This is a genomic window from Psychrobacter glacincola, from assembly GCF_965118485.1.
GTDB classification, from domain to species: domain Bacteria; phylum Pseudomonadota; class Gammaproteobacteria; order Pseudomonadales; family Moraxellaceae; genus Psychrobacter; species Psychrobacter glacincola_D.
Window position 1 is genome coordinate 15,161 of record NZ_CBCPJH010000006.1, and the last position, 19,149, is coordinate 34,309.

Here is a 19,149-nt window from a genome sequence, read left to right on the forward strand (position 1 = left end):
GAGCAAGATATCATCAATGACGTTTATGAGCATGTATAGTATGTATTACATTCATGCAGGTTTTTATAATAAACCTTTTATATCAGCATTGGTACTTGCAAACGACCTATCATGTGATAGCTTTAATTAAAGCTAGGATACTACAGTAAGGCATAGTTATGAGCACAGCATACGACGATATTAAAACCCGACTACAAGGCTCAATGGTAGCCTTGATAACGCCCATGCTTCGTGACGGCACGGTCGATTATAAACGTCTGGCAGACCTCATAGATTGGCAGATAGAGCAAGGCACTCATTGCCTTGTCGCTGTCGGTACGACTGGTGAATCCGCTACTTTATCGATGCAAGAGCACAGCGATGTGATTCGCTATTTTGTACAGCATGTCAACGGTCGTATACCGGTGATTGCAGGTACGGGCGCGAACAATACGATAGAAGCCATCAAGCTGACCCAAGAGGCAGCAGATGCCGGTGCGGATTGTGCATTATTGGTCGCCCCTTATTATAATAAGCCGCCGCAAGAAGGTTTGTATCAACATTATAAAGCCATCGCTGAAGCTGTAAATATTCCGCAAATGCTGTATAACGTCCCTGGACGTACGGTCGTTGATATCGCGCAAGAAACGGTTGAACGCTTAGCTGATATTGACAATATTGTCTCTATCAAAGATGCAACAGGTTCAGTGGCACGCGGTGAGCAATTAATCAAAGCCGTTGGCGATCGTCTAGTTGTCTTGTCTGGCGACGACTTTAGCGCCCTTGAGCTGATGAAAGTTGGTGGCAAAGGTAATATTTCTGTCACTGCCAACGTCGCACCAAAAGCCATGAGTGAGACCTTTACAGCAGGCTTGCGCGGTGATTTCGACGCTGCCAATAAAGTACATGATGTTATCAAGCACTTGCACCGTGACCTATTTATTGAATCAAGTCCTATCCCAGCGAAGTATGCTTTGCACAAAATGGGCATGATAGATAAAGGTATCCGTCTACCGCTGGTATGGCTTGCTGAGCAACATCATGCAACGATTGACAGTGCTTTGGTTCGTGCCAACTTATTATAAAATGATGCATGTAAATGCTAATGTAGAGAGATAATATGATGAAAGTATCATCAATAACTGCAAAAATATTCCCGACTATGATGGTTGTATTGGCTAGTACGTTAGTATTAAGCGGTTGCCAAGCGACAAAAGACTTCATTGGCAAACGTGATAATGGTAGCTTAGAGTATCAGCAAAGCAAAAAGTTGGCGCCACTACAGTTGCCCGCTGCGCAAGAGACAGCACCATTTGTCCCGCTTTACCCAACGCCTAATGCGGGTGGTAACACACTCACATTGCAGAATGAGGCTGGTAAACAGTATCAGTTGCCAAAACCGCAACGTGCTGTTGCGAGCCTTACGGAATAAATAACTTTTTGACCTTATCTATGCCGCTGATGCTTTTATAAATACCAATGTGTCTAATTGATTTTATAAGCTATTAGCGGCCGCTGCGCGTTTTTACCACATAAGCTTGAACGAACAGGAAACCTCCTAATGCAAAAGCAAGAACTGCTCTATAAAGGCAAAGCCAAATCTGTGTATGAAACAGAAGACAACGATCTGCTGATTTTACATTTCCGTGATGATACCTCAGCACTTGATGGTAAACGTATTGAGCAGTTAGCACGTAAAGGCGTGGTTAATAATCGCTTTAATGCTTTTATCATGCAAAAATTGGCTGAAGCTGGTATCGAGACGCATTTTGAAAAGCAATTGTCTGATGACGAAGTGTTGGTCAAGCGTTTGGATATGATTCCGGTTGAGTGTGTAGTGCGTAACTTTGCCGCGGGCAGTTTGGTGCGCCGTTTAGGTTTGGAAGAGGGGCAAGCATTAACGCCGCCGACTTATGAGCTTTTTTATAAAGATGATGCGCTCGGTGATCCAATGGTCAATGAGTCAATTTCTATCTCTCTTGGCTGGGCAACCGATGCACAGTTAGCAAAAATGCAAGAGCTAAGCCATCAAGTGAATGAAGTATTGACAGCGCTATTTGATGCTGGTGATTTGATTTTGGTTGATTTCAAGCTAGAATTTGGCGTATTCCACGATCGTATCGTCTTAGGTGATGAGTTCTCACCAGATGGCTGCCGTATTTGGGATAAAGTAACCAAGAAAAAACTCGATAAAGACCGTTTCCGTCAATCATTGGGTGACGTTATCGAAGGTTATGAAGAAGTCGCAAAACGTATTGGTGTGCCATTAAATTAATGAATAGATAGTTCTATAAGCCTAGCCTTTTTCAAAATAGCTAACAAATAGTTAAGCCAATAAAAAAACTGAGCCATAAGCTCAGTTTTTTTTATGTGTTAAATAAATTAGCTGTCTTTACGCGCTTCTTTAATTTTCTTAGCAGCAAATTCCATCGCATCTGCCGCTTTGTCTGCTAATGTACCAACTACTTCTTTTGCTTTAGTAGTTGCAGTGTCTGCTAATGATGTCTCTTTATCATCTTTGTTTTTAGCATCTTTACTGTTTTTATCTTTTTTATCAGAATCAGAAGTATCATTGTCTTTTTTGCTGTCGCTATCTGATGCTTTGTTGTCTTTGTTGTCTTTGTTGTCTTTGTTGTCTTTGTTGTCTTTGTTGTCTTTGTTGTCTTTGTTGTCTTTGTTGTCTTTGTTGTCTTTGTTGTTTGAAGCATCACTTGAGTTATTATTGTCAGAATTTTTGTTAGCATCCTGATTTTTAGTATCGTGAGCAGTATTGCTATCTTTTACATCATTCTTTTTGTCTTCTGCTTTATCGCTGTCATTTTTCTGCTTATTGTTTTGGCTATTAGAATTACTCATAGTGCTATCCTTTTCATTTGATTATGTTTTTTATCGTATATCTGCTATCGAGCATACTACTATACCGAGTTGAATGTCTGTATAGCGTCAGTTGCAATAGGTAATGATGCGCGCCATTAGACAACCCTTAATGGCTTTTTATGTTAAATTTATGCTGCTGTGATATAGAGTGTAAACGTATACTTTTATAGAAAAGGTTATAACTGATGTTACCGTCTCAAGCTGCATCGATTGTTTTGGCGCCATCTTGGTTTACTCGTCCAACTTGCGTGGTTGCTGCGGATTTAATTGGCAAAATATTGTGCCGACAGCTGACCGATAGCGATGGTAAGGAAAAAATATTACGCATGCGTATCTCTGAAACCGAAGCCTATATTGGTGAAGATGATGCAGCGTGTCATGCGCATGCAGGTACACGGACGCCGCGCACAGAGATTATGTACAGCCAAGGTGGGGTGTTTTATGTATATTTGACCTATGGCATTCATCATATGCTCAATTTAGTCAGTGGACCGTTGGAGTCGCCAGAAGCCGTTTTAATACGTGCAGGGTTTTTAACAGAAGATAGTGAGCCCCTAGTTGAAGAGCAATTGCTAGTAGCATCCAAACAGTTAAAGCATATGAAACGGCTAGCAGGTCCAGGAAAGCTGACGAAAATCTTACAAATAGATCGAGCGTTATATGGAAAACCGATTACTCCAACGTCAAAAGTCTGGGTTGAAGATGATGGCTGTCAGCCACCGTTGTCATTACGTCCACGTATCGGTATCGACTATGCAGGTGAGGCAAAGGATTGGTTACTACGCTATATATGGACTGATCATCCTTCATTATCAAAAAAATAGCTGGATTTAATAATATTGCTATTTAATAAGGCTACAACATGTATAAACTCACAGTTTTTGTACCAGAAGAAGCATTAGATCAAGTGAAGTCTGCCTTATTTGCTGCGGGCGCTGGTGAGATTGGCAATTATGAACAGTGTTGTTGGCAAGTGCAGGGAATAGGGCAGTTTATGCCACTCGCAGGTAGCAATCCGCATATAGGTATACAGGACAGTTTACAGAAAGTAAGCGAATGGCGCGTTGAGATGGTGGTTGCTAAGGCTAATATTGCAGAGGTTATCAGCGCATTAAAGCAGGCGCATCCTTATGAGACGCCTGCTTATGATGTGATTGAAGTGTTAGATTTTTAATATTTCTAAACTTCTTGCTTCAAGATATCAGTCTTCTTTTATTTTAAGCACATTATAATCAGGATAGCCAATCTCAATTTTATAATCTTCACCGCCGCGGCGCGCCTTTACTTTTATTTTGCTGTCGCCTTTTTTGTATTTCACATCTTCAACACGGTAACCCATGCTACTGACTTTATTTGCCGCTCTTTGCTCAATAGCAGGACGATAAATGTCTTTATCAATATTATTGATGGTTTTCTTGTGTTTCTTATAGACGCTACTGTCTTTATAAATATCTTCATAAAGGTCGCCATAAGCATTATAACCGGGCGTGGTGACGCAGCCCGTTATTACAGTCAATAGTACAGCAGCCATACTGGTCGCAGCGGTAGTTTTTAATAGAAATTTACGGTTCATAGTTTAGACTCCTCATCGTCTGTGTTCATTGATTAAATTAAGTTACGACTAACATGAGAGGCCTACTTAAAGTTTTTAGAATACCTCTTCGAGCATATCATTCTATCTATAACGGTAATGGTTGTTGTTATAGCGACCATTATTACTGTATCGGTTCTTGTTATAGTGATTATTCTTTTTTTTGCCTTCATGATTCTTATTCTTATGATGCCCGTTATTATCATAATTGCCCTGTTTGTAACGATCATTATTATAGTTGCCGTTATTATGATGCTTGTCTTGAAGGTAATAAACTTTTTGACCATCATATCCTGGTGTCACAGTCGTACAACCAACAGCGGTACCCAACAGTGCAACCATAATACCGGCAGAGAAAGCTGTTTTTAGGGTTGAGAGAGTTAATATTTTCATAATAAATGCTCCTATCGTATTATTAATATTTCATCGATTACGGTTTTAAGTATTGCCTAATAAAGGACGTTATAAAAAAAGGCCAAATAGACCAAGTATTGGTTTATCTGACCGAAGGCATCAAATCAACAATGATGCCAAAATTTTAATGTGATGGTATATAAATCACTGTTAGCAAAGATCAGTCTTTTTCAATTTTAATCACATTTAAGTCTGGATAGCTGAGTAATATCTCATATTCTTGAGAACCGCGTTTGGCTTCAATCTCAAAAACACCACGATTGTTCTTTTCTTCAAGCTCGATATCTTTGACGCGATAGCCCATACCTTGTACTTTAGTAACGGCGCGCTGCTTGATAGCTGGGTAACGAGCTTCTCTTTTAATTCTATCTTCAACATCATCATTTTTATAACGGTTATTATTATTGTAGTTACCATTATGACCGTTTTTATTATGATTCTTATCTTGCCAGACGTTTGACCAATCGCTTTTACTTGAGCTAATCAGTTTCAATCCAGGATAAGTATACTTAAGTATATAAGGTTGATTGTTCTTTTTGGCGTAGGCGGTAATTGACTCATTACCCTTATAGTTATCAGGTTTGATCTCCATAGGCTGATAGCCTTGACTAAGCAAATTTTGGCGAAGCTGTTGGCTGATACGGCCAAAGTTATTGTTGCCGTAATTACCATTTTTGTATACGGAATTATTATCATAATTCTGACTTGCTACCGCACAACCGACAGTAGTTCCTAGCAAAGTGATGGCAAGACCGGCAGAGAGTGCAGTCTTAAATGACCAAGGTTGTAAAATTTTCACGATAAAATCTCCTATGATATGACAGTTTTCAATAATGCTTTTTAATGGTTAAAAATTTTAGAAAGTAGATATGGGGCTATATAGTAGGAGGTTACGTATAAGGAAACTTCTTTTATATGGGCTCTTTAAGGTACTTTTTATTTGATGATGCTTTATAAAACGATAATAAAGAAGACATAATGCTATATTATCGATATTTGTTCTTTATTATCACAATTTTTGAAATATTTTCTTACATACACATGTTAAGACTTAAAAATCATCACTACATGTCGTTGGTGTTAAGAAGTTGTAAATTTTGCAAATACTTGCGTAAGCATTCGATACTTTGGGTGACTAAGGTGTTGCTTAAAATCACAAATATCGCTAACACTCTTATATTTTTTATTAAATAAAAGAATATCCTATCTCATTTATAAAAAATAAAAACATAAAAATCAATGAGTTAAATTATACTGTATTCAGAATCTATCCGACGTAAGCATATGCTTACACGCAATGACGCTTACGCGACTTAACATTAGGTCAAGAATTTGACACTATACACACACGGCATAAGGGAATGTTACTCAAGGATTGAGTTGACCGAGTTAAGGATAATACTTCAGCTGCTAGCATCAGGATGATAATAGCAATTGGAATAAGGACACATAACCCGTGTTGAAGGCAGATAATGCCAATAGTGTAAAAAAGGGCAGGATGCCCGACAGTCATAATATACTTCAAATCTTGCAAGGATGCAGCGATTAGAGTGGTGACAGGTAACAAGGATAGTTAACAATAAAACCGCATAACAAGTAATTGCTATGCGTTTTTATCGTGTCTGAGCTTTGGGTTTGATATCTCATAAACTTTTTATAGCCAATTACTAATAAACAAAGCATAAAAAAACCGCATTAAGGGCTAATGCGGTTTTTGCTCAAACGATTTTCTGTTTGATTAGTATTTGTTTTCAGTGCGCCAGGCATCTACTTCACGCTCAGCAGCATCTTTACTATGACCATAGCGCTCTTGTACTTTACCAACGAGCTTATCACGGCTGCCTTCAACGTGTAATAAATCGTCATCAGTCAGATCAGCCCACTTCTGCTTTACTGAACCTTTAACTTGGTTCCATTCACCTTTTAGAGTATGTTCGTTCATTGCTGTTATCCTTGTTTTAATTATTGCGTTCTTTACAGTAGCTATTATTTAAAGCGTTAAATCAATAGCCTGTATGACGCTTTTGGTATCCAGATTATTATTTATGATTTTTATTGCTAATACGCTATTACTGATAAATAACTTACTTCACAATCAGCCATTAGCTAACTTGTGATACCAATATATGAATTTCAAAGCGCTTTGTCTGTATGCACAATGTTGATACTGTTGCTCGATTATGAAAAAAACTATAGCAATGTTATGGATGGCTGACTTATGTAATGATTAAGGAGTTTTGTCAGCAAGGTACGTAACTCAGTGGCGTCACTAGAGTGCACAGATTTTATTATGACTTAGGTCAGTAGCGAGATATAGTAGAGGGAATGGGCTTTCGGAAAGTAACGCCCTAAAACGGAATTGATTAGCGATTTGTTGAGAAAAATTTAAGAGCAACGCTGATAGCTGATATAACACAACAGGGAGCGTAACCGTGGCTACTGAACAAGTCAAATCCAAGGAACAAACACATTTTAGAACCTGTAATTTGTGTGAGGCGATGTGCGGCATTGAAATAAAGCACGATGGCAAAAAAGTGTTATCTATTAAAGGTGATAAGAACGATCCATTTTCTAAAGGCTATATTTGCCCAAAAGCAACGGCATTGCAAGATTTGCATGAGGATCCTGACCGTCTACGTCATCCAGTTGAAAGAACGGCTAACGGTTGGCAAGAAATCAGCTGGGTTGAGGCATTAGATAAAGTCGCAGCTGGTATTGGCGCGGTGCAAAAGCAATACGGTAAAAATGCTTTTGGTGTCTACCTTGGTAACCCAAACGTCCATAATATGGGTGGCATGCTAACGATTAAGCATCTGTTAAACAGCTTAAAAACGCGCAGCCGTTTTTCAGCGACCTCAGTCGATCAATTGCCCCACCATATTGTCAGCATGCACCTATTTGGGCATATGCTGCGTATCCCTGTGCCTGATGTCAATCGTACCCAATATATGCTGATCATCGGTGGTAATCCGCTAGCGTCTAATGGCAGCATCATGACGGCGCCAAATATGCGCCAAAAGCTAAAAGACATCAAAGCGCGTGCTGGTAAAGTGGTTGTAATCGACCCAAGACGTACCGAAACTGCAGACATTGCAAGCGAGCATCATTTTATTCGTCCAGCGACTGATGTGCTACTACTGCTCGCTATGCTCAATGAAATCTATCTACAAGGCTATGCCGATAAAGCAAAAGTCCATAATAGAGCTGCGAAATTTACGCCAGAAATTGAACAACTGGCAGATTTTGCCAAAGACTATAGTGCAGAGTCGGTCGCCTGTATCACAGGTATTACTGCGACCGAGATTAAACGCCTTGTTAAAGAGTTTTGTGAAGCTGAAAGCGCTGTTTGTTACGGTCGTATGGGCGTATCTGTGCAAGAATTTGGCTTATTGAGCCAGTATTTAATCATGGCTATTAATATCGTTACTGGTCGCTTGGACGAAATAGGCGGTTTAATGTTCCCAAATGCGGCAGTCGATGTGGTGAATAACTCTGGACCCGGCTATTTGGGTAAGCGTCATAGCCGCGTCAGTAAATTGCCTGATTTTAATGGTGATTATCCCGTGGTTGCCATGAGCGATGAGATGTTGGTCACAGGTGAGGGGCAGTTAAAAGGCTTTATGACCGTGGCGGGCAATCCGGTCTTGAGTACACCAAATGGCGAAAAGCTAGACAAAGCGTTTGCTGAGCTGGATTTTATGGTCGCTATTGATTATTTTGTCAATGAAACCAGCCGCCATGCCAACATTATTTTGCCACCAGTATCGCCGCTTGAACGTGACCATTATGACGTTACCTTTAATAATTTTGCTGTGCATAACGTCGCTAAATACTCAAAAGCTCTATTTACTAAAGATAAAAACGCCAAACACGACTGGCAAATTTATTTGGCGTTGGCAAAGCGTTTGGATAAAAAAGCATCTTTAACGACTAAAGCTGAGCGATTATTGATAAAGCAATTAGGACCGAAGTTTGTGCTGGATCAGGGATTACGGCGTGGACCTTATGCTGGCATGACGCTACATAAGCTTAAGAAAAATCCTCATGGTCTTGACTTGGGACCGCTAAAAACTATGCTGCCACAAGCTTTACAGCATAAAGATAAGCAGATTCACCTTAACGTTGATTTTTATATAGCAGATTTGGTGCGTGTGCAAGCGATGATGCAAGATTATGATGCTCAGCAGGTGTTATTGATAGGTCGCCGTCATGTCCGTAGTAACAATTCATGGTTGCACAACAGTCATCGCTTGGTAAAAGGCAAGCCACGCTGTACGCTCATGTTGCATCCCGATACGGCTGCGCAATATGGTATCGAAGATGGTCAGGATGCGAAAGTAACCTCACGCGTCGGTAGTGTCATTATTGCAGCAGAAGTGACGGATGAGCTGATGCCTAATGTCGTCAGTATTCCACATGGTTTTGGACACAGCCGTAAAGGGGTTAAACAAAAAATCGCGCAGGCGCATGCCGGTGTCAGTGTCAATGATTTGACCGATGATACCTTAATCGATCGGCTAAGTGGTAATGCGGCTGTGAACGGTGTGCCTGTCACAATAGAAGCTGTGCAAATACAAGCTGCTAAGTCAGACATTTCAAAATCTATTTCAAGTTTAAAAGCTGAGTCGGACAGCGCAGCATAAATACAGATAGTTCTATAGTTAAAATTAGAATTAAAGCGCTTATCTGTAATGATAAGCGCTTTTTATTTTCGTTCTAGTTGGCTTAGACTAGATTTTAAATACCAACAAAATCAAAGTTAACCTGTGGTGTCTCGCCCTGAATTAATAAACTAATCGCTTTAGCCGAACCGCAAGCATGCGTCCAGCCAAGTGTACCATGACCAGTATTGAGCCATAAATTATCAAAAGTCGCTTGCATATTGTGACTACCATGCCGAACTTGACCAAGATGCGCGCGTCCTATTAATGGCACATTTGATGGGGTCATTGGACGTAGTCCTGCCCAATACTGCACTGAATTAGCGATGATGCCTTTGGGAAATAACTGCTGCACGCGGCGAGTAATGGCGGCGCAGCGCGTGCTATTTAAATCTAAATTATAGCCATTAAATTCTGCTGTCCCAGCTACCCGTAATTTATCGCCAAGACGGGAGGTCACAAGCTTAAACTCATCATCAATCAGACTAACAAAGGGCGCTAAATGTGGAGCACGAGGATTAATCTGATAAGTCGCAGAATAGCCTTTAGCAGGGAAAATAGGCAGATGTATGTTAAGCGGTTTCATCAGCGCTACGCTATAACTACCGAGTGCCAAGACATGACTGTCAGCGCTAAATGTTTGCGCGTTTTCACTTTTGGGTCGAATAGTAATACTATGGACGTGCGGACGAGTAGAGTGAGCATCTGCATTGATGGCTAAAACTTCAGTGTCATATAAAAACTGCACACCTGCCGCAACGCAGCGCTCAGCTAAACGCTGAGTAAATAAGTGCGCATTGCCTGACTCGTCACTACTGGTATAAGTCGCACCTTTGAGCTTATGAGCAATAGGATAAAGTGCTGGCTCAAGACTGGCAGCAGTATTGATGTCAATCACATAACGCTCGCAGCCAAGTGCTTGCATGCGCTCTGTCGGCGCGATGGCAGCATTAAACTCAGCTTGATTGGTATAAAAGTGCATGATACCGCGCGTTTGCTGTTCGTACTCGATGTCGATATCAGTACGCAGTTTTTGCAGTGCCGTTCGTGAATACAGACCCAAACGTACCATTTGTACCAAGTTGGCGTCGGCACGATCGGCGCGGCACTCTTGCAAAAACTGCATCGCCCATTTAAGTTGCGCTTTATCAGCACGCAAACGATAAAGCAGGGGCGCATCTTCTTTAAATAACCATTTAAGTGCTTTCATCGGGGTTGCAGGATTGGCCCAAGGCGTGGCATGCGAGACGGATATCTGCCCGCCATTAGCAAATGAGGTCTGCATGCCAGCTGCGGATTCGCGTTCAATCACGGTTACATCATAGCCTGCTTGGCGAAGATACCATGCGGTGGTTACGCCCACCACGCCTGCTCCGAGTACCGCAATATGGGTCATAGATTGCTCTGCTGCGATTGATGAAAGTAAATGAGAGCCTGCTTAGCGTTTGGCTTTACTTTGGGCGGGCGACATCAGCTTGTAGAGCTAGCGGTAATTCTAGTATGGTTAAATCACTATCAGCAAGATATTCTGGACGGGCAACCACCAATGCTTCAAAACTTTCGGCGCTAGCGATAGCGTTGACCACTTGGATTTTATCCAGTTTTTCACCGGCTGTAGGTACAGCGCCTGACCCTTTTATACTTGTTCCTTTTATATAGTGCAAGAACGCTTTAGGTGCTGATTTAAAATAAATACGAGCGATGACTTCTTGACCGAGGTAGCAGCCTTTATCGTAGTCCATGCCGCCACGTTGATGCAGACGTAACTCTTGCGGTTGAAACTCGCCTTGCGTGGCTGCCACGATCCAATAGTTACCTATGGCAATACTAGACTGCATCCAAGCTTGGGTGTTTTCTGGCGTATTGTGGTCATTTTGATGGCTAAAGGTCGGCATCTCATCGAGCACGCAAGGATAAATGGGCGTTGGCGAGCTGGTTTCAAACTTTGAAAATGCGCCGAATTTTTTTAAGTGTACTTGCAGAGCATCCACACAATCGGCACTAATAACCACGTCAAAATGTTTTTCCGCTTGCTTCTTTATCCAAAATCCAAATTCTATCCGACCTTTTAAATTGCAAATAGCAGCTGCTTGATAGCTAAGTCCGAGTTTGGTGACATCACAAGTTATTTGTCCTTGTAAGAATTTTTCGGCATCCTCACCTTGAATGGTTAATTGGGAAAATTGCGGCAATGTGGATGTATTGATAGATTGAGTCATTGTTATTATCCTTCTAATAAGAGGTTTTTTTGTTAAATCACTAAAGGGTAAAGATAAGTGTCAAAAAATAATACGTCAGATTGCGATGATAAGATAAACAAATATAAAATTAAATGAGGCTAAGAAGAGTACCACAAAAACTCCTGTCATGAAAAACGTCATCGTCAAGAAAACTGTTCCTCCTAGATTGTGTATAGCGACCATGTTTCAAGCGCACGAATTGGTGAAAGGTGGCGAGTTACGGTACAATATAGGCTCTACAATAAACTTAATTTATGATGGCTGCCGAGGAAATTATGAGCTTACCAAATTGTCCGAAATGTGATGCTGAATATACGTATGAAGATGGCGCGTTGTTGGTATGTCCCATGTGTGCTCATGAATGGACAGCGGCAGAAACCGATGCAGCACAATCTGCAGAGCAAGACGCAGTTATTCGCGATGCAGTCGGCAATGAGCTACAAGATGGCGATGCTGTCACCGTCATTAAAGACTTAAAAGTTAAGGGCTCTTCGACCGTGATCAAAGTAGGTACTAAAGCAAAAAGTATTCGTCTATTGCCTGATGCTACCGATGGTCACGATATCGATTGTAGACTTGATGGTTATGGCCCAATGAAATTAAAATCGTCAGTGGTTAAAAAAGCTTAAAACATTACATATCAGACTTACTTTGAATAAAAAATAGAGAACTTTTAATTAGAGAATAACTATGAGTACTAAAAACGAACAACTTTTTGCCCAAGCTCGTAAGCATATCCCCGGCGGTGTGAACTCACCTGTCCGTGCCTTTGCTGGCGTTGGCGGTACACCAATCTTTATGCACCGTGCTAACGGTAGCAAAATCTATGACACTGAAGACAACGCCTATATCGATTATGTGGGCTCTTGGGGCCCGATGATTTTGGGCCATGCACACCCTAAAGTGATTAATGCGGTCAAAAAAGCCGCTGATGATGGTCTAAGCTTTGGTACACCAACGCCATTTGAGACTACCGTTGCTGATACAATTTGCGATATCGTCCCAAGCGTTGAGATGATTCGTATGACCAGCTCAGGTACAGAGGCGACCATGAGCGCCATCCGTCTGGCGCGTGGTTATACAGGACGCGATAAAATCGTCAAATTCGAAGGTTGCTACCATGGTCATTCAGACAGTTTACTGGTAAAAGCAGGCTCAGGCATGCTCGATATCGGCGAACCAACGTCTAAAGGCGTGCCAGCAGATTTTGCTAAGCACACGATTACGTTGCCTTATAATGACCCACAAGCGATAAAAGAGTGCTTTGAGAAATGGGGCGATGAGATTGCTTGCATTATCGTTGAGCCAATCGCTGGTAACATGAACATGGTCATTCCGACCCAAGAATTCCACGATACGTTACGTGCAGAATGTACTGCCAATGGTGCGGTATTAATCTTTGATGAAGTAATGACGGGTTTCCGTGTTGGACTTGGCGGCGCACAAGCGCATTTTAATATTGACCCTGACTTGACATGCTTTGGTAAAATCATTGGTGCCGGCTTACCAGTGGGTGCCTTTGGCGGTAAAAAAGAAGTGATGTCTTGTATCGCGCCACTTGGCGGCGTCTATCAAGCGGGTACACTATCAGGTAATCCACTGGCGATGCGTGCCGGTATTGCGATGTTTGAAGACTTAACCGTCGATGGTTTTTATGATGAGCTGTCAGCGAAAGTAGATAAGCTGGTTGATGGTTTCCAAGCGGCTGCGGACAAGCATGGTATTAATTTGCGCACCAATAAGCTTGGCGGTATGTTTGGTATGTTCTTTGTCAGAGAAAATGAAACTACCGTACCAGAAAACTTCGATGAAGTGACCGAGTGCGATATGAATGTATTTAACACCTTCTTCCATGGCATGCTTGATCGCGGTATTTATCTGGCGCCATCTGCTTATGAAGCGGGTTTTATGTCTATCAAGCATAGCGATGCAGACATCGAAACGTCTATCAAAGCCGCTGATGAGATATTTGCAGAAATGGCAAAAGCGTAAGCGGTTTATTTAAGAATTACTTAAAACTTACGCGCTTAAAAAACCAGGATGAGAAATCATGCTGGTTTTTTTTATTGATGATAAGTAACTGTTTTAGTTTGATCGTACTTTATCAAATTTCTTATCTTTTAAACTCAAATTACCGCGCAGTACATCGCCATACATTCGAAAATCACTTACAAAGCTTTTTAACGGAAACTTAAAAGAAGCTGGTTTATTTCGTTCAAAGAAAAAATGACCAACCCACGCACAGGCATATCCTGTAGCAATGCCTTTAAGAAGTGGTTTTGCTGAGCGCTTTTTAACAGATTTTGCCAAGCCTATTAAGCCAAAGCTACTACCTGCAAAATGCAGCCGGCGACACGTCATATTTTGATGTTCATCGAGATAAAAATCATAGAATTTCTGTTTGGTTGTGTTGTCTGCTTTAACAAATGCGTTATTAGCGACTTTCTCAGCGGCTTTAGTTTCTGAGGTCGTAGTCTTGTCTAGTGATGTTTTGGTGGAGGTCTGGTTAATGCCGTGATCAATGGTCTTGTTCATGATTTTAGCTTCCTTGCAGAGTATTGCTCATCCATCCGTGATGAGTTTTAATAGCAATATAAAATATAGCAACATGAAATAGCTTGATACGATAATAGTTATTAATGACTATCAATGCTTATCGCTGAGTGCTTGTTCTCTATTATAGTATAAACAATAACGAGCGTAGTAAGTCAATTTTAGACAAATAAGCGCTAAGGGCAGAGGCAGTATTTTAAGTTAAATAATGCTTATACTATCTCCGGTCAATTTTTGGTGGTTGCAGTCGTTTACTTGCCACTCTTTAGCATAAATGTTTTAATGGCGAAACTTGCTTGCAGTTGCATGATTGGTAGCGTTTTTACATATAAGAACCCTTATTTTTGCATTAATATAATCACTAACGTATTCTCTTTTTTAAAAGAATAAGCCCTTTTAAACACCTTCTTATTTGACACGGTAATGACCTCACTTATGCCCAAAAACTATCTAAAAAACCCACCACTTGCAGAAGATGAAATGATGGCAGCCATTGATATTGGCTCCAACAGTTTTCATCTTGCCATTGCTCGTCTTGATCATGGCGAGGTGCGAAAAATAGTATCTATGTCTGAAAAAGTGCAGCTGGCGGCAGGGTTGGATGAGCATAATATTTTGGGTGCTGCTGCTGAAAAGCGCGGTCTAGAATGTCTAAGCCGCTTTGTAGCACGATTAGATTCTGTACCTCCTGAGCGTATCCGTATCGTCGCAACCAACGCTCTACGTCAAGCCAAAAATGCCAATGATTTTATCGCTCGTGCTAATAAAGTATTACCCAAACCTATTGAGATTATTGCGGGTCGAGAAGAGGCGCGTCTGATTTACTTGGGCGTTTCACACACCAATGCCAGTAGCGATAAGCGTTTGGTCATTGATATCGGTGGTGGCTCGACCGAATTTATCATTGGTCAAGAGTTTGATCCGCTATTGACCGAAAGCTTACAGATGGGCTGTGTTGCTTTTACTCAAAAGTATTTCGCTGATGGACTGATTACCAAAGAAGCCTTTAATGATGCCATCTCAGGCGCGCGTAAAGAAGTGCTAGCAATTAATGGTCGCTACCAAAAGGTAGGCTGGAGTAGCGTTATTGGCTCAAGTGGTACGATTAAAGCGGTGCGTAATGTCCTTGTCTCTAAAGGCTGGGCGGATGAGCAAGAACGTATCACTTATAAAGGGGTTAAAAAGTTAGAAAAACTCCTGCTTAAAATTGGCAACGTTAATGATATTGACTTAGAAGGTGTCAAAGAACATCGTAAAGCGGTATTCCCAGCAGGTGTTGCAGTGTTACGAGCGGTCATGAAGGTGCTTGAGGTTGAAACCATCACTTACTCCGATGGCGCGTTACGTGAAGGCGTTATGTATGACATGCTCGGGCGTTTTGCCAGTGAAGATGTACGTGACCGCAGTGTATTAGCATTGATTAAGCGCTATTCAGGCGATAAAAAGCAAGCCAAGCAAGTGGTCAAAACCAGTCGTCGCCTTTTTGGACAAGTTCAAGAAAAACTTGGGCTCAGTACCGAAGATGGGGATTTACTCAGACGAGCAGCGTTTTTGCACGAAATAGGACTAGCGATTGCTCATAGCAGCTATCACAAACACAGTGCTTATTTGATGGAATATTCCGATATTCCAGGATTTTCGCAAGTTGACCAAAAGCGTATGGCGCAGTTGATGCTCAATCATCGCCGTAAACTGAAAGCTGATATGTTAGAGCAGACTTGTAATATCGGCGGTGACCAGCTCGTTTATTTGTGTTTACTGCTACGTCTGGCAGTGCTCGCGCACCACAGTCGTAGTGAGTATGAATTACCAGCATTAGAGCTAACAGTGATGGATGAGAACCGCTGGCAAATAACGGTCGGTGACAGCAGCGAGCACTACGCTTTCTTATTATCAGACTTGCATACTGAGATTGAACAATTTGCCAAATGGGGCGTCAAGCTGAGCGTCGTTGAGGTTTAAAGGGTTGACTATTAAGACTGCTATGGATACAGCGATGCAGATACCGCCGAAATTTGATTGAAAATAACGTAACAAAAGCGGTGTTGTCGGTAATGTTATAGCATATAAGATGTGTTATTATGGATTTTATTGAGTTTACAACTGTACTTTTAATGTTTTAGTACTGATTTTAGTAATGACAGTAATCCCATTATTCAACCTAACTTTATTCGATATCACTCTATTAAGTATCATTACGAAAGGGAAGCGTCTATGAGTACCGTCTGGGATAGCGTTCAGCTTGCACGGCATGCCAAACGTCCATTGTTTATGGACTACGTTAATCAGCTATTTACCGAATTTGATGAGTTGCATGGCGACCGTTCTTTTGCAGATGATAAGGCCATCCTTGGTGGACTTGCACGCTTAAATGGTATGCCAGTGATGGTTGTTGGTCAACACCGAGGACATAGCACCCGTGAGCGTATTGCTCATAACTTTGGTATGGCCAATCCTGAAGGCTATCGCAAAATTATTCGTTTGGTCAAAATGGCTGAGCGCTTTAATATTCCAGTCATGACCTTTGTCGATACCCAAGGCGCTTATCCTGGTATTGGCGCGGAAGAACGTGGACAGGCGCAGGCTATCGCTGAGAGTATCGCTGTATTTTCAAGCCTCAAAGTCCCTATCATCGTCACTATCATTGGTGAAGGTGGTTCAGGTGGTGCATTGGCCATTGGTGTTGGTGATAAAGTAAATATGCTACAAAACAGTATTTATTCCGTTATCTCACCTGAAGGCTGTGCTTCTATCCTCTGGAAAACCGCTGAAAAAGCGCAAGACGCCAGTGAAGCCTTAAAATTAAATGCCATTAATCTCTATCAAATGGGCTTGATTGATGCCGTTATCGACGAAGGCGAGGGTGCCCATCTGCAGCCACAGCCAGTGATGAATGCGTTAAAGGCATTACTTATTGAGCAAGTGAATGAGCTTAAAGATTTGGATGCGCACGAGCGTTGTGAGCTACGTTATCAGAAGTTCAAATCTTTTAACTCAGAAGTGATGTTACCTTGCTAGTAGGTTTTATTGTAAATAGCTAGTGAGCAGCTTTTAGCAGTGGATGCTTGTTCTTAATGTTAAAATAAAAACGTGTCATTTGATGGCGCGTTTTTTTATAACAATTAATTTATCTTTCAATCAATTTATCTGCCAGTAAACTTATATATCATCTAAATAAATAAGAATAATTATGAATAATAGCGCAATCCTTCCATATCCTATTAAGCCAATAGCTAAATTGCCGATAGACAACAAGCTGGCAGAAGCCTTGTTAAACAGCTTGCTTGAATATGGCACGCAACTACAGAGTCGACGAGTTTGGATGGCCTGTAGTGGTGGGCGTGATTCATTGGTATTGGCAGCATTGTGTGTGCAGTTATATGAACAAGGTAAATTGCCATTTTTACCACAGCTGCTGCATGTTAACCATGGCTTACAAGCAAATAGCGATATCTGGGCACAGCATGTGGCTGATTGGGCAGCCGCTCAAAAATTACCTTGCACTATTTTGCAGGCGCAAGTTAATGGACATGATGAGCAAGCAGCACGACAAGCACGCTATGACGTGATGCGCGTGCAGCTCAATCAAGACGATATTTTATTGTTAGCGCATCATGCTGATGACCAAGCGGAAACGGTGTTGATGCGTCTGATTCAAGGCGCAGGTGCTACTGGCTTATCCGGTATGCAGCCGTGGCGTGTACAAACACAGGGCACGCATCGCATTGTCTTATGGCGACCTTGGCTCACTGTACGTAGGAGCGATATTACCAGTTATGCCAATCGTCTAAAACTACCCTATATCGATGATCCAACCAATGACGGCGGTGATAATGTCCGTAGCGGCTTGCGCCGTGACATTATGCCGCTATTGGCGAAATACAATCCCAATGTTATTGATAACATGGCTCGTAGTGCGCAATTATTAAGCGATGCGCAATTAACGATTAATGCACAAGCGATAGAGGATTTACAGCAGACAGAGGTAGCATCATTACAGCTGTTGCCTGCTCAGCGCGTGCTAAATATTGATGAACTACAACAGCTACCGCTGTATCGCCAACGCCAATTACTGCATTATTGGTTAGGTCAAGATGAGCCATTACCACCCGCTAAGCAGTTTGTCGATGATGTATTAGGTCTTAGCCAACGCGTTGACCACGACCATCAAACGGAAATTTTTTGGCAAGGTCGCAAGCAGTCTTATACCATTCGTCGCTACCGTCAGCAGCTTTATCGGATTAGTAATGACTGGCTCAAATGGCTTGAGTTGCCGCTTACTGAGCAAATACTACCGTTATATGATTCTCTGTCACTGGCTAACAATTTACCTGAGCATCAGTCTATATCCATCATTTTATGTAGCGATAAAAAGGTTAGTTGGCAAGTGCAGATGATACCAAATGAGATATTACTGCTATTAGGCGATATAGCAGTGCAGCCAGCATTAACACCGATATTAAAAATAATGCCATTAGATCGCAACACGCGTATCCAAACCGCCCTAGCAACGCGCCCGCAGGCAGGCAAAAAGCTCTATCAAACCTTAGGCATTCCGTCATGGATGCGTGAGAGTTTGGCGGTAGTATCTGCTACATTTATAAATGCAGAAGACCAATTAACGATAGAGCTACCTTTGTTATTACTATCGCCTTTTGAATATTGGGCGCTAAATTCAGACATAGTAAATGCTGAATTGAGTGTTGAAAATAAACTATCTATTTATCGACTGCCAATTAATACTAAATAAACTACTTTAAATAATAGTTAAGTGGTGCGAGATATCGCCATTAGCATAAGCTGAACCCGACGGTTCCCTAGCCGAATTTCCTAA

Annotated in this window: 19 protein-coding genes; 11 read left to right on the forward strand and 8 right to left on the reverse strand. The window is 41.6% G+C overall.

What is annotated here, in order from left to right; genetic code table 11:
- Positions 1-158: 158 nt before the first annotated feature.
- The 3 genes from dapA to purC all read left to right on the forward strand — a co-directional run bounded on the left by dapA (position 159) and on the right by purC (position 2,254).
- Positions 159-1,064 carry a 4-hydroxy-tetrahydrodipicolinate synthase gene (gene dapA, locus ACMHKH_RS02990; protein WP_413519188.1) on the forward strand — a complete coding sequence of 302 codons (906 nt, stop codon included), beginning with the start codon at positions 159-161 and terminating at the stop codon, positions 1,062-1,064.
- A gap of 35 nt (positions 1,065-1,099) precedes the next feature.
- Entirely contained in the window at positions 1,100-1,411 is a 312-nt protein-coding gene (locus tag ACMHKH_RS02995; RefSeq protein ID WP_413519189.1) for a hypothetical protein, read from the forward strand.
- 129 nt (positions 1,412-1,540) lie between these two features.
- Positions 1,541-2,254, forward strand: a complete 714-nt coding sequence (gene purC / locus ACMHKH_RS03000) for a phosphoribosylaminoimidazolesuccinocarboxamide synthase (RefSeq protein WP_413519190.1) — start codon at positions 1,541-1,543, stop codon at positions 2,252-2,254.
- A 107-nt stretch (positions 2,255-2,361) separates the two neighbouring features.
- Here the strand turns inward: purC and ACMHKH_RS03005 are convergent, their stop codons facing one another.
- The gene (locus ACMHKH_RS03005) at positions 2,362-2,835 is read right to left on the reverse strand and encodes a hypothetical protein (protein WP_413519191.1); all 474 of its coding nucleotides are present in this window, start codon (positions 2,833-2,835) and stop codon (positions 2,362-2,364) included.
- 206 nt (positions 2,836-3,041) lie between these two features.
- On the opposite strand from ACMHKH_RS03005, the gene ACMHKH_RS03010 reads away from it, so the two are divergent.
- Positions 3,042-3,680: a DNA-3-methyladenine glycosylase gene (locus tag ACMHKH_RS03010; protein WP_413519192.1), complete on the forward strand. Its 639-nt coding sequence runs from the start codon at positions 3,042-3,044 to the stop codon at positions 3,678-3,680.
- A gap of 38 nt (positions 3,681-3,718) precedes the next feature.
- Entirely contained in the window at positions 3,719-4,030 is a 312-nt protein-coding gene (locus ACMHKH_RS03015) for an NGG1p interacting factor NIF3 (protein WP_413519193.1), read from the forward strand.
- Positions 4,031-4,057: 27 nt separating this feature from the next.
- Here ACMHKH_RS03015 and ACMHKH_RS03020 read toward each other — a convergent pair whose 3' ends face one another.
- The 4 genes from ACMHKH_RS03020 to ACMHKH_RS03035 all read right to left on the reverse strand — a co-directional run bounded on the left by ACMHKH_RS03020 (position 4,058) and on the right by ACMHKH_RS03035 (position 6,803).
- Complete coding sequence (locus ACMHKH_RS03020) at positions 4,058-4,429, reverse strand: hypothetical protein (protein ID WP_413519194.1); 372 nt, start codon at positions 4,427-4,429, stop codon at positions 4,058-4,060.
- A 102-nt stretch (positions 4,430-4,531) separates the two neighbouring features.
- Positions 4,532-4,840: a hypothetical protein gene (locus ACMHKH_RS03025; RefSeq protein ID WP_413519195.1), complete on the reverse strand. Its 309-nt coding sequence runs from the start codon at positions 4,838-4,840 to the stop codon at positions 4,532-4,534.
- Positions 4,841-5,021: 181 nt separating this feature from the next.
- A complete protein-coding gene (locus tag ACMHKH_RS03030) occupies positions 5,022-5,660 on the reverse strand; it encodes a PepSY domain-containing protein (protein ID WP_413519196.1) in 639 nt (212 codons plus the stop codon).
- A gap of 939 nt (positions 5,661-6,599) precedes the next feature.
- Complete coding sequence (locus tag ACMHKH_RS03035) at positions 6,600-6,803, reverse strand: CsbD family protein (RefSeq protein ID WP_413519197.1); 204 nt, start codon at positions 6,801-6,803, stop codon at positions 6,600-6,602.
- Between the two features lie 490 nt (positions 6,804-7,293).
- Here ACMHKH_RS03035 and ACMHKH_RS03040 point away from each other — a divergent pair, with 490 nt between their 5' ends.
- Positions 7,294-9,504 carry a molybdopterin oxidoreductase family protein gene (locus ACMHKH_RS03040; protein ID WP_413519198.1) on the forward strand — a complete coding sequence of 737 codons (2,211 nt, stop codon included), beginning with the start codon at positions 7,294-7,296 and terminating at the stop codon, positions 9,502-9,504.
- Between the two features lie 94 nt (positions 9,505-9,598).
- Here ACMHKH_RS03040 and ACMHKH_RS03045 read toward each other — a convergent pair whose 3' ends face one another.
- Positions 9,599-10,918, reverse strand: coding sequence for a D-amino acid dehydrogenase (locus tag ACMHKH_RS03045; RefSeq protein ID WP_413519199.1), 1,320 nt, complete (start codon positions 10,916-10,918; stop codon positions 9,599-9,601).
- Between the two features lie 55 nt (positions 10,919-10,973).
- Positions 10,974-11,741: a YgfZ/GcvT domain-containing protein gene (locus ACMHKH_RS03050; RefSeq protein ID WP_413519200.1), complete on the reverse strand. Its 768-nt coding sequence runs from the start codon at positions 11,739-11,741 to the stop codon at positions 10,974-10,976.
- Positions 11,742-12,037: 296 nt separating this feature from the next.
- Between ACMHKH_RS03050 and ACMHKH_RS03055 the strand changes: the two genes are divergently transcribed.
- Together ACMHKH_RS03055 and hemL are read left to right on the forward strand one after the other, a co-directional pair.
- The gene (locus ACMHKH_RS03055) at positions 12,038-12,391 is read left to right on the forward strand and encodes a zinc ribbon domain-containing protein YjdM (protein WP_413519201.1); all 354 of its coding nucleotides are present in this window, start codon (positions 12,038-12,040) and stop codon (positions 12,389-12,391) included.
- 61 nt (positions 12,392-12,452) lie between these two features.
- Positions 12,453-13,754, forward strand: coding sequence for a glutamate-1-semialdehyde 2,1-aminomutase (gene hemL / locus ACMHKH_RS03060; protein ID WP_413519202.1), 1,302 nt, complete (start codon positions 12,453-12,455; stop codon positions 13,752-13,754).
- A 93-nt stretch (positions 13,755-13,847) separates the two neighbouring features.
- Here the strand turns inward: hemL and ACMHKH_RS03065 are convergent, their stop codons facing one another.
- Positions 13,848-14,273: an Mpo1-like protein gene (locus ACMHKH_RS03065; protein WP_413519288.1), complete on the reverse strand. Its 426-nt coding sequence runs from the start codon at positions 14,271-14,273 to the stop codon at positions 13,848-13,850.
- A gap of 477 nt (positions 14,274-14,750) precedes the next feature.
- Between ACMHKH_RS03065 and ppx the strand changes: the two genes are divergently transcribed.
- The 3 genes from ppx to tilS all read left to right on the forward strand — a co-directional run bounded on the left by ppx (position 14,751) and on the right by tilS (position 19,065).
- Entirely contained in the window at positions 14,751-16,277 is a 1,527-nt protein-coding gene (ppx, locus tag ACMHKH_RS03070) for an exopolyphosphatase (RefSeq protein WP_413519203.1), read from the forward strand.
- 252 nt (positions 16,278-16,529) lie between these two features.
- Complete coding sequence (locus ACMHKH_RS03075) at positions 16,530-17,333, forward strand: acetyl-CoA carboxylase carboxyltransferase subunit alpha (RefSeq protein WP_413519204.1); 804 nt, start codon at positions 16,530-16,532, stop codon at positions 17,331-17,333.
- A 172-nt stretch (positions 17,334-17,505) separates the two neighbouring features.
- Positions 17,506-19,065 (forward strand): tRNA lysidine(34) synthetase TilS, encoded by a 1,560-nt coding sequence (gene tilS, locus ACMHKH_RS03080; protein ID WP_413519205.1) that lies wholly within the window; start codon positions 17,506-17,508, stop codon positions 19,063-19,065.
- Positions 19,066-19,149 lie beyond the last annotated feature (84 nt).

Excerpts from the sequence above, each read along its gene's own strand:
- ACMHKH_RS03005 (WP_413519191.1), bottom strand. The coding sequence starts at position 2,835 with ATGAGTAATTCTAATAGCCAAAACAATAAGCAGAAAAATGACAGCGAT.
- ACMHKH_RS03075 (WP_413519204.1), top strand. The coding sequence starts at position 16,530 with ATGAGTACCGTCTGGGATAGCGTTCAGCTTGCACGGCATGCCAAACGT.
- ACMHKH_RS03045 (WP_413519199.1), bottom strand. The coding sequence starts at position 10,918 with ATGACCCATATTGCGGTACTCGGAGCAGGCGTGGTGGGCGTAACCACC.
- dapA (WP_413519188.1), top strand. The coding sequence starts at position 159 with ATGAGCACAGCATACGACGATATTAAAACCCGACTACAAGGCTCAATG.
- ACMHKH_RS03020 (WP_413519194.1), bottom strand. The coding sequence starts at position 4,429 with ATGAACCGTAAATTTCTATTAAAAACTACCGCTGCGACCAGTATGGCT.
- ACMHKH_RS03015 (WP_413519193.1), top strand. The coding sequence starts at position 3,719 with ATGTATAAACTCACAGTTTTTGTACCAGAAGAAGCATTAGATCAAGTG.
- ppx (WP_413519203.1), top strand. The coding sequence starts at position 14,751 with ATGCCCAAAAACTATCTAAAAAACCCACCACTTGCAGAAGATGAAATG.
- purC (WP_413519190.1), top strand. The coding sequence starts at position 1,541 with ATGCAAAAGCAAGAACTGCTCTATAAAGGCAAAGCCAAATCTGTGTAT.
- ACMHKH_RS03050 (WP_413519200.1), bottom strand. The coding sequence starts at position 11,741 with ATGACTCAATCTATCAATACATCCACATTGCCGCAATTTTCCCAATTA.
- ACMHKH_RS02995 (WP_413519189.1), top strand. The coding sequence starts at position 1,100 with ATGATGAAAGTATCATCAATAACTGCAAAAATATTCCCGACTATGATG.
- ACMHKH_RS03055 (WP_413519201.1), top strand. The coding sequence starts at position 12,038 with ATGAGCTTACCAAATTGTCCGAAATGTGATGCTGAATATACGTATGAA.
- ACMHKH_RS03035 (WP_413519197.1), bottom strand. The coding sequence starts at position 6,803 with ATGAACGAACATACTCTAAAAGGTGAATGGAACCAAGTTAAAGGTTCA.
- ACMHKH_RS03025 (WP_413519195.1), bottom strand. The coding sequence starts at position 4,840 with ATGAAAATATTAACTCTCTCAACCCTAAAAACAGCTTTCTCTGCCGGT.
- ACMHKH_RS03010 (WP_413519192.1), top strand. The coding sequence starts at position 3,042 with ATGTTACCGTCTCAAGCTGCATCGATTGTTTTGGCGCCATCTTGGTTT.
- tilS (WP_413519205.1), top strand. The coding sequence starts at position 17,506 with ATGAATAATAGCGCAATCCTTCCATATCCTATTAAGCCAATAGCTAAA.
- hemL (WP_413519202.1), top strand. The coding sequence starts at position 12,453 with ATGAGTACTAAAAACGAACAACTTTTTGCCCAAGCTCGTAAGCATATC.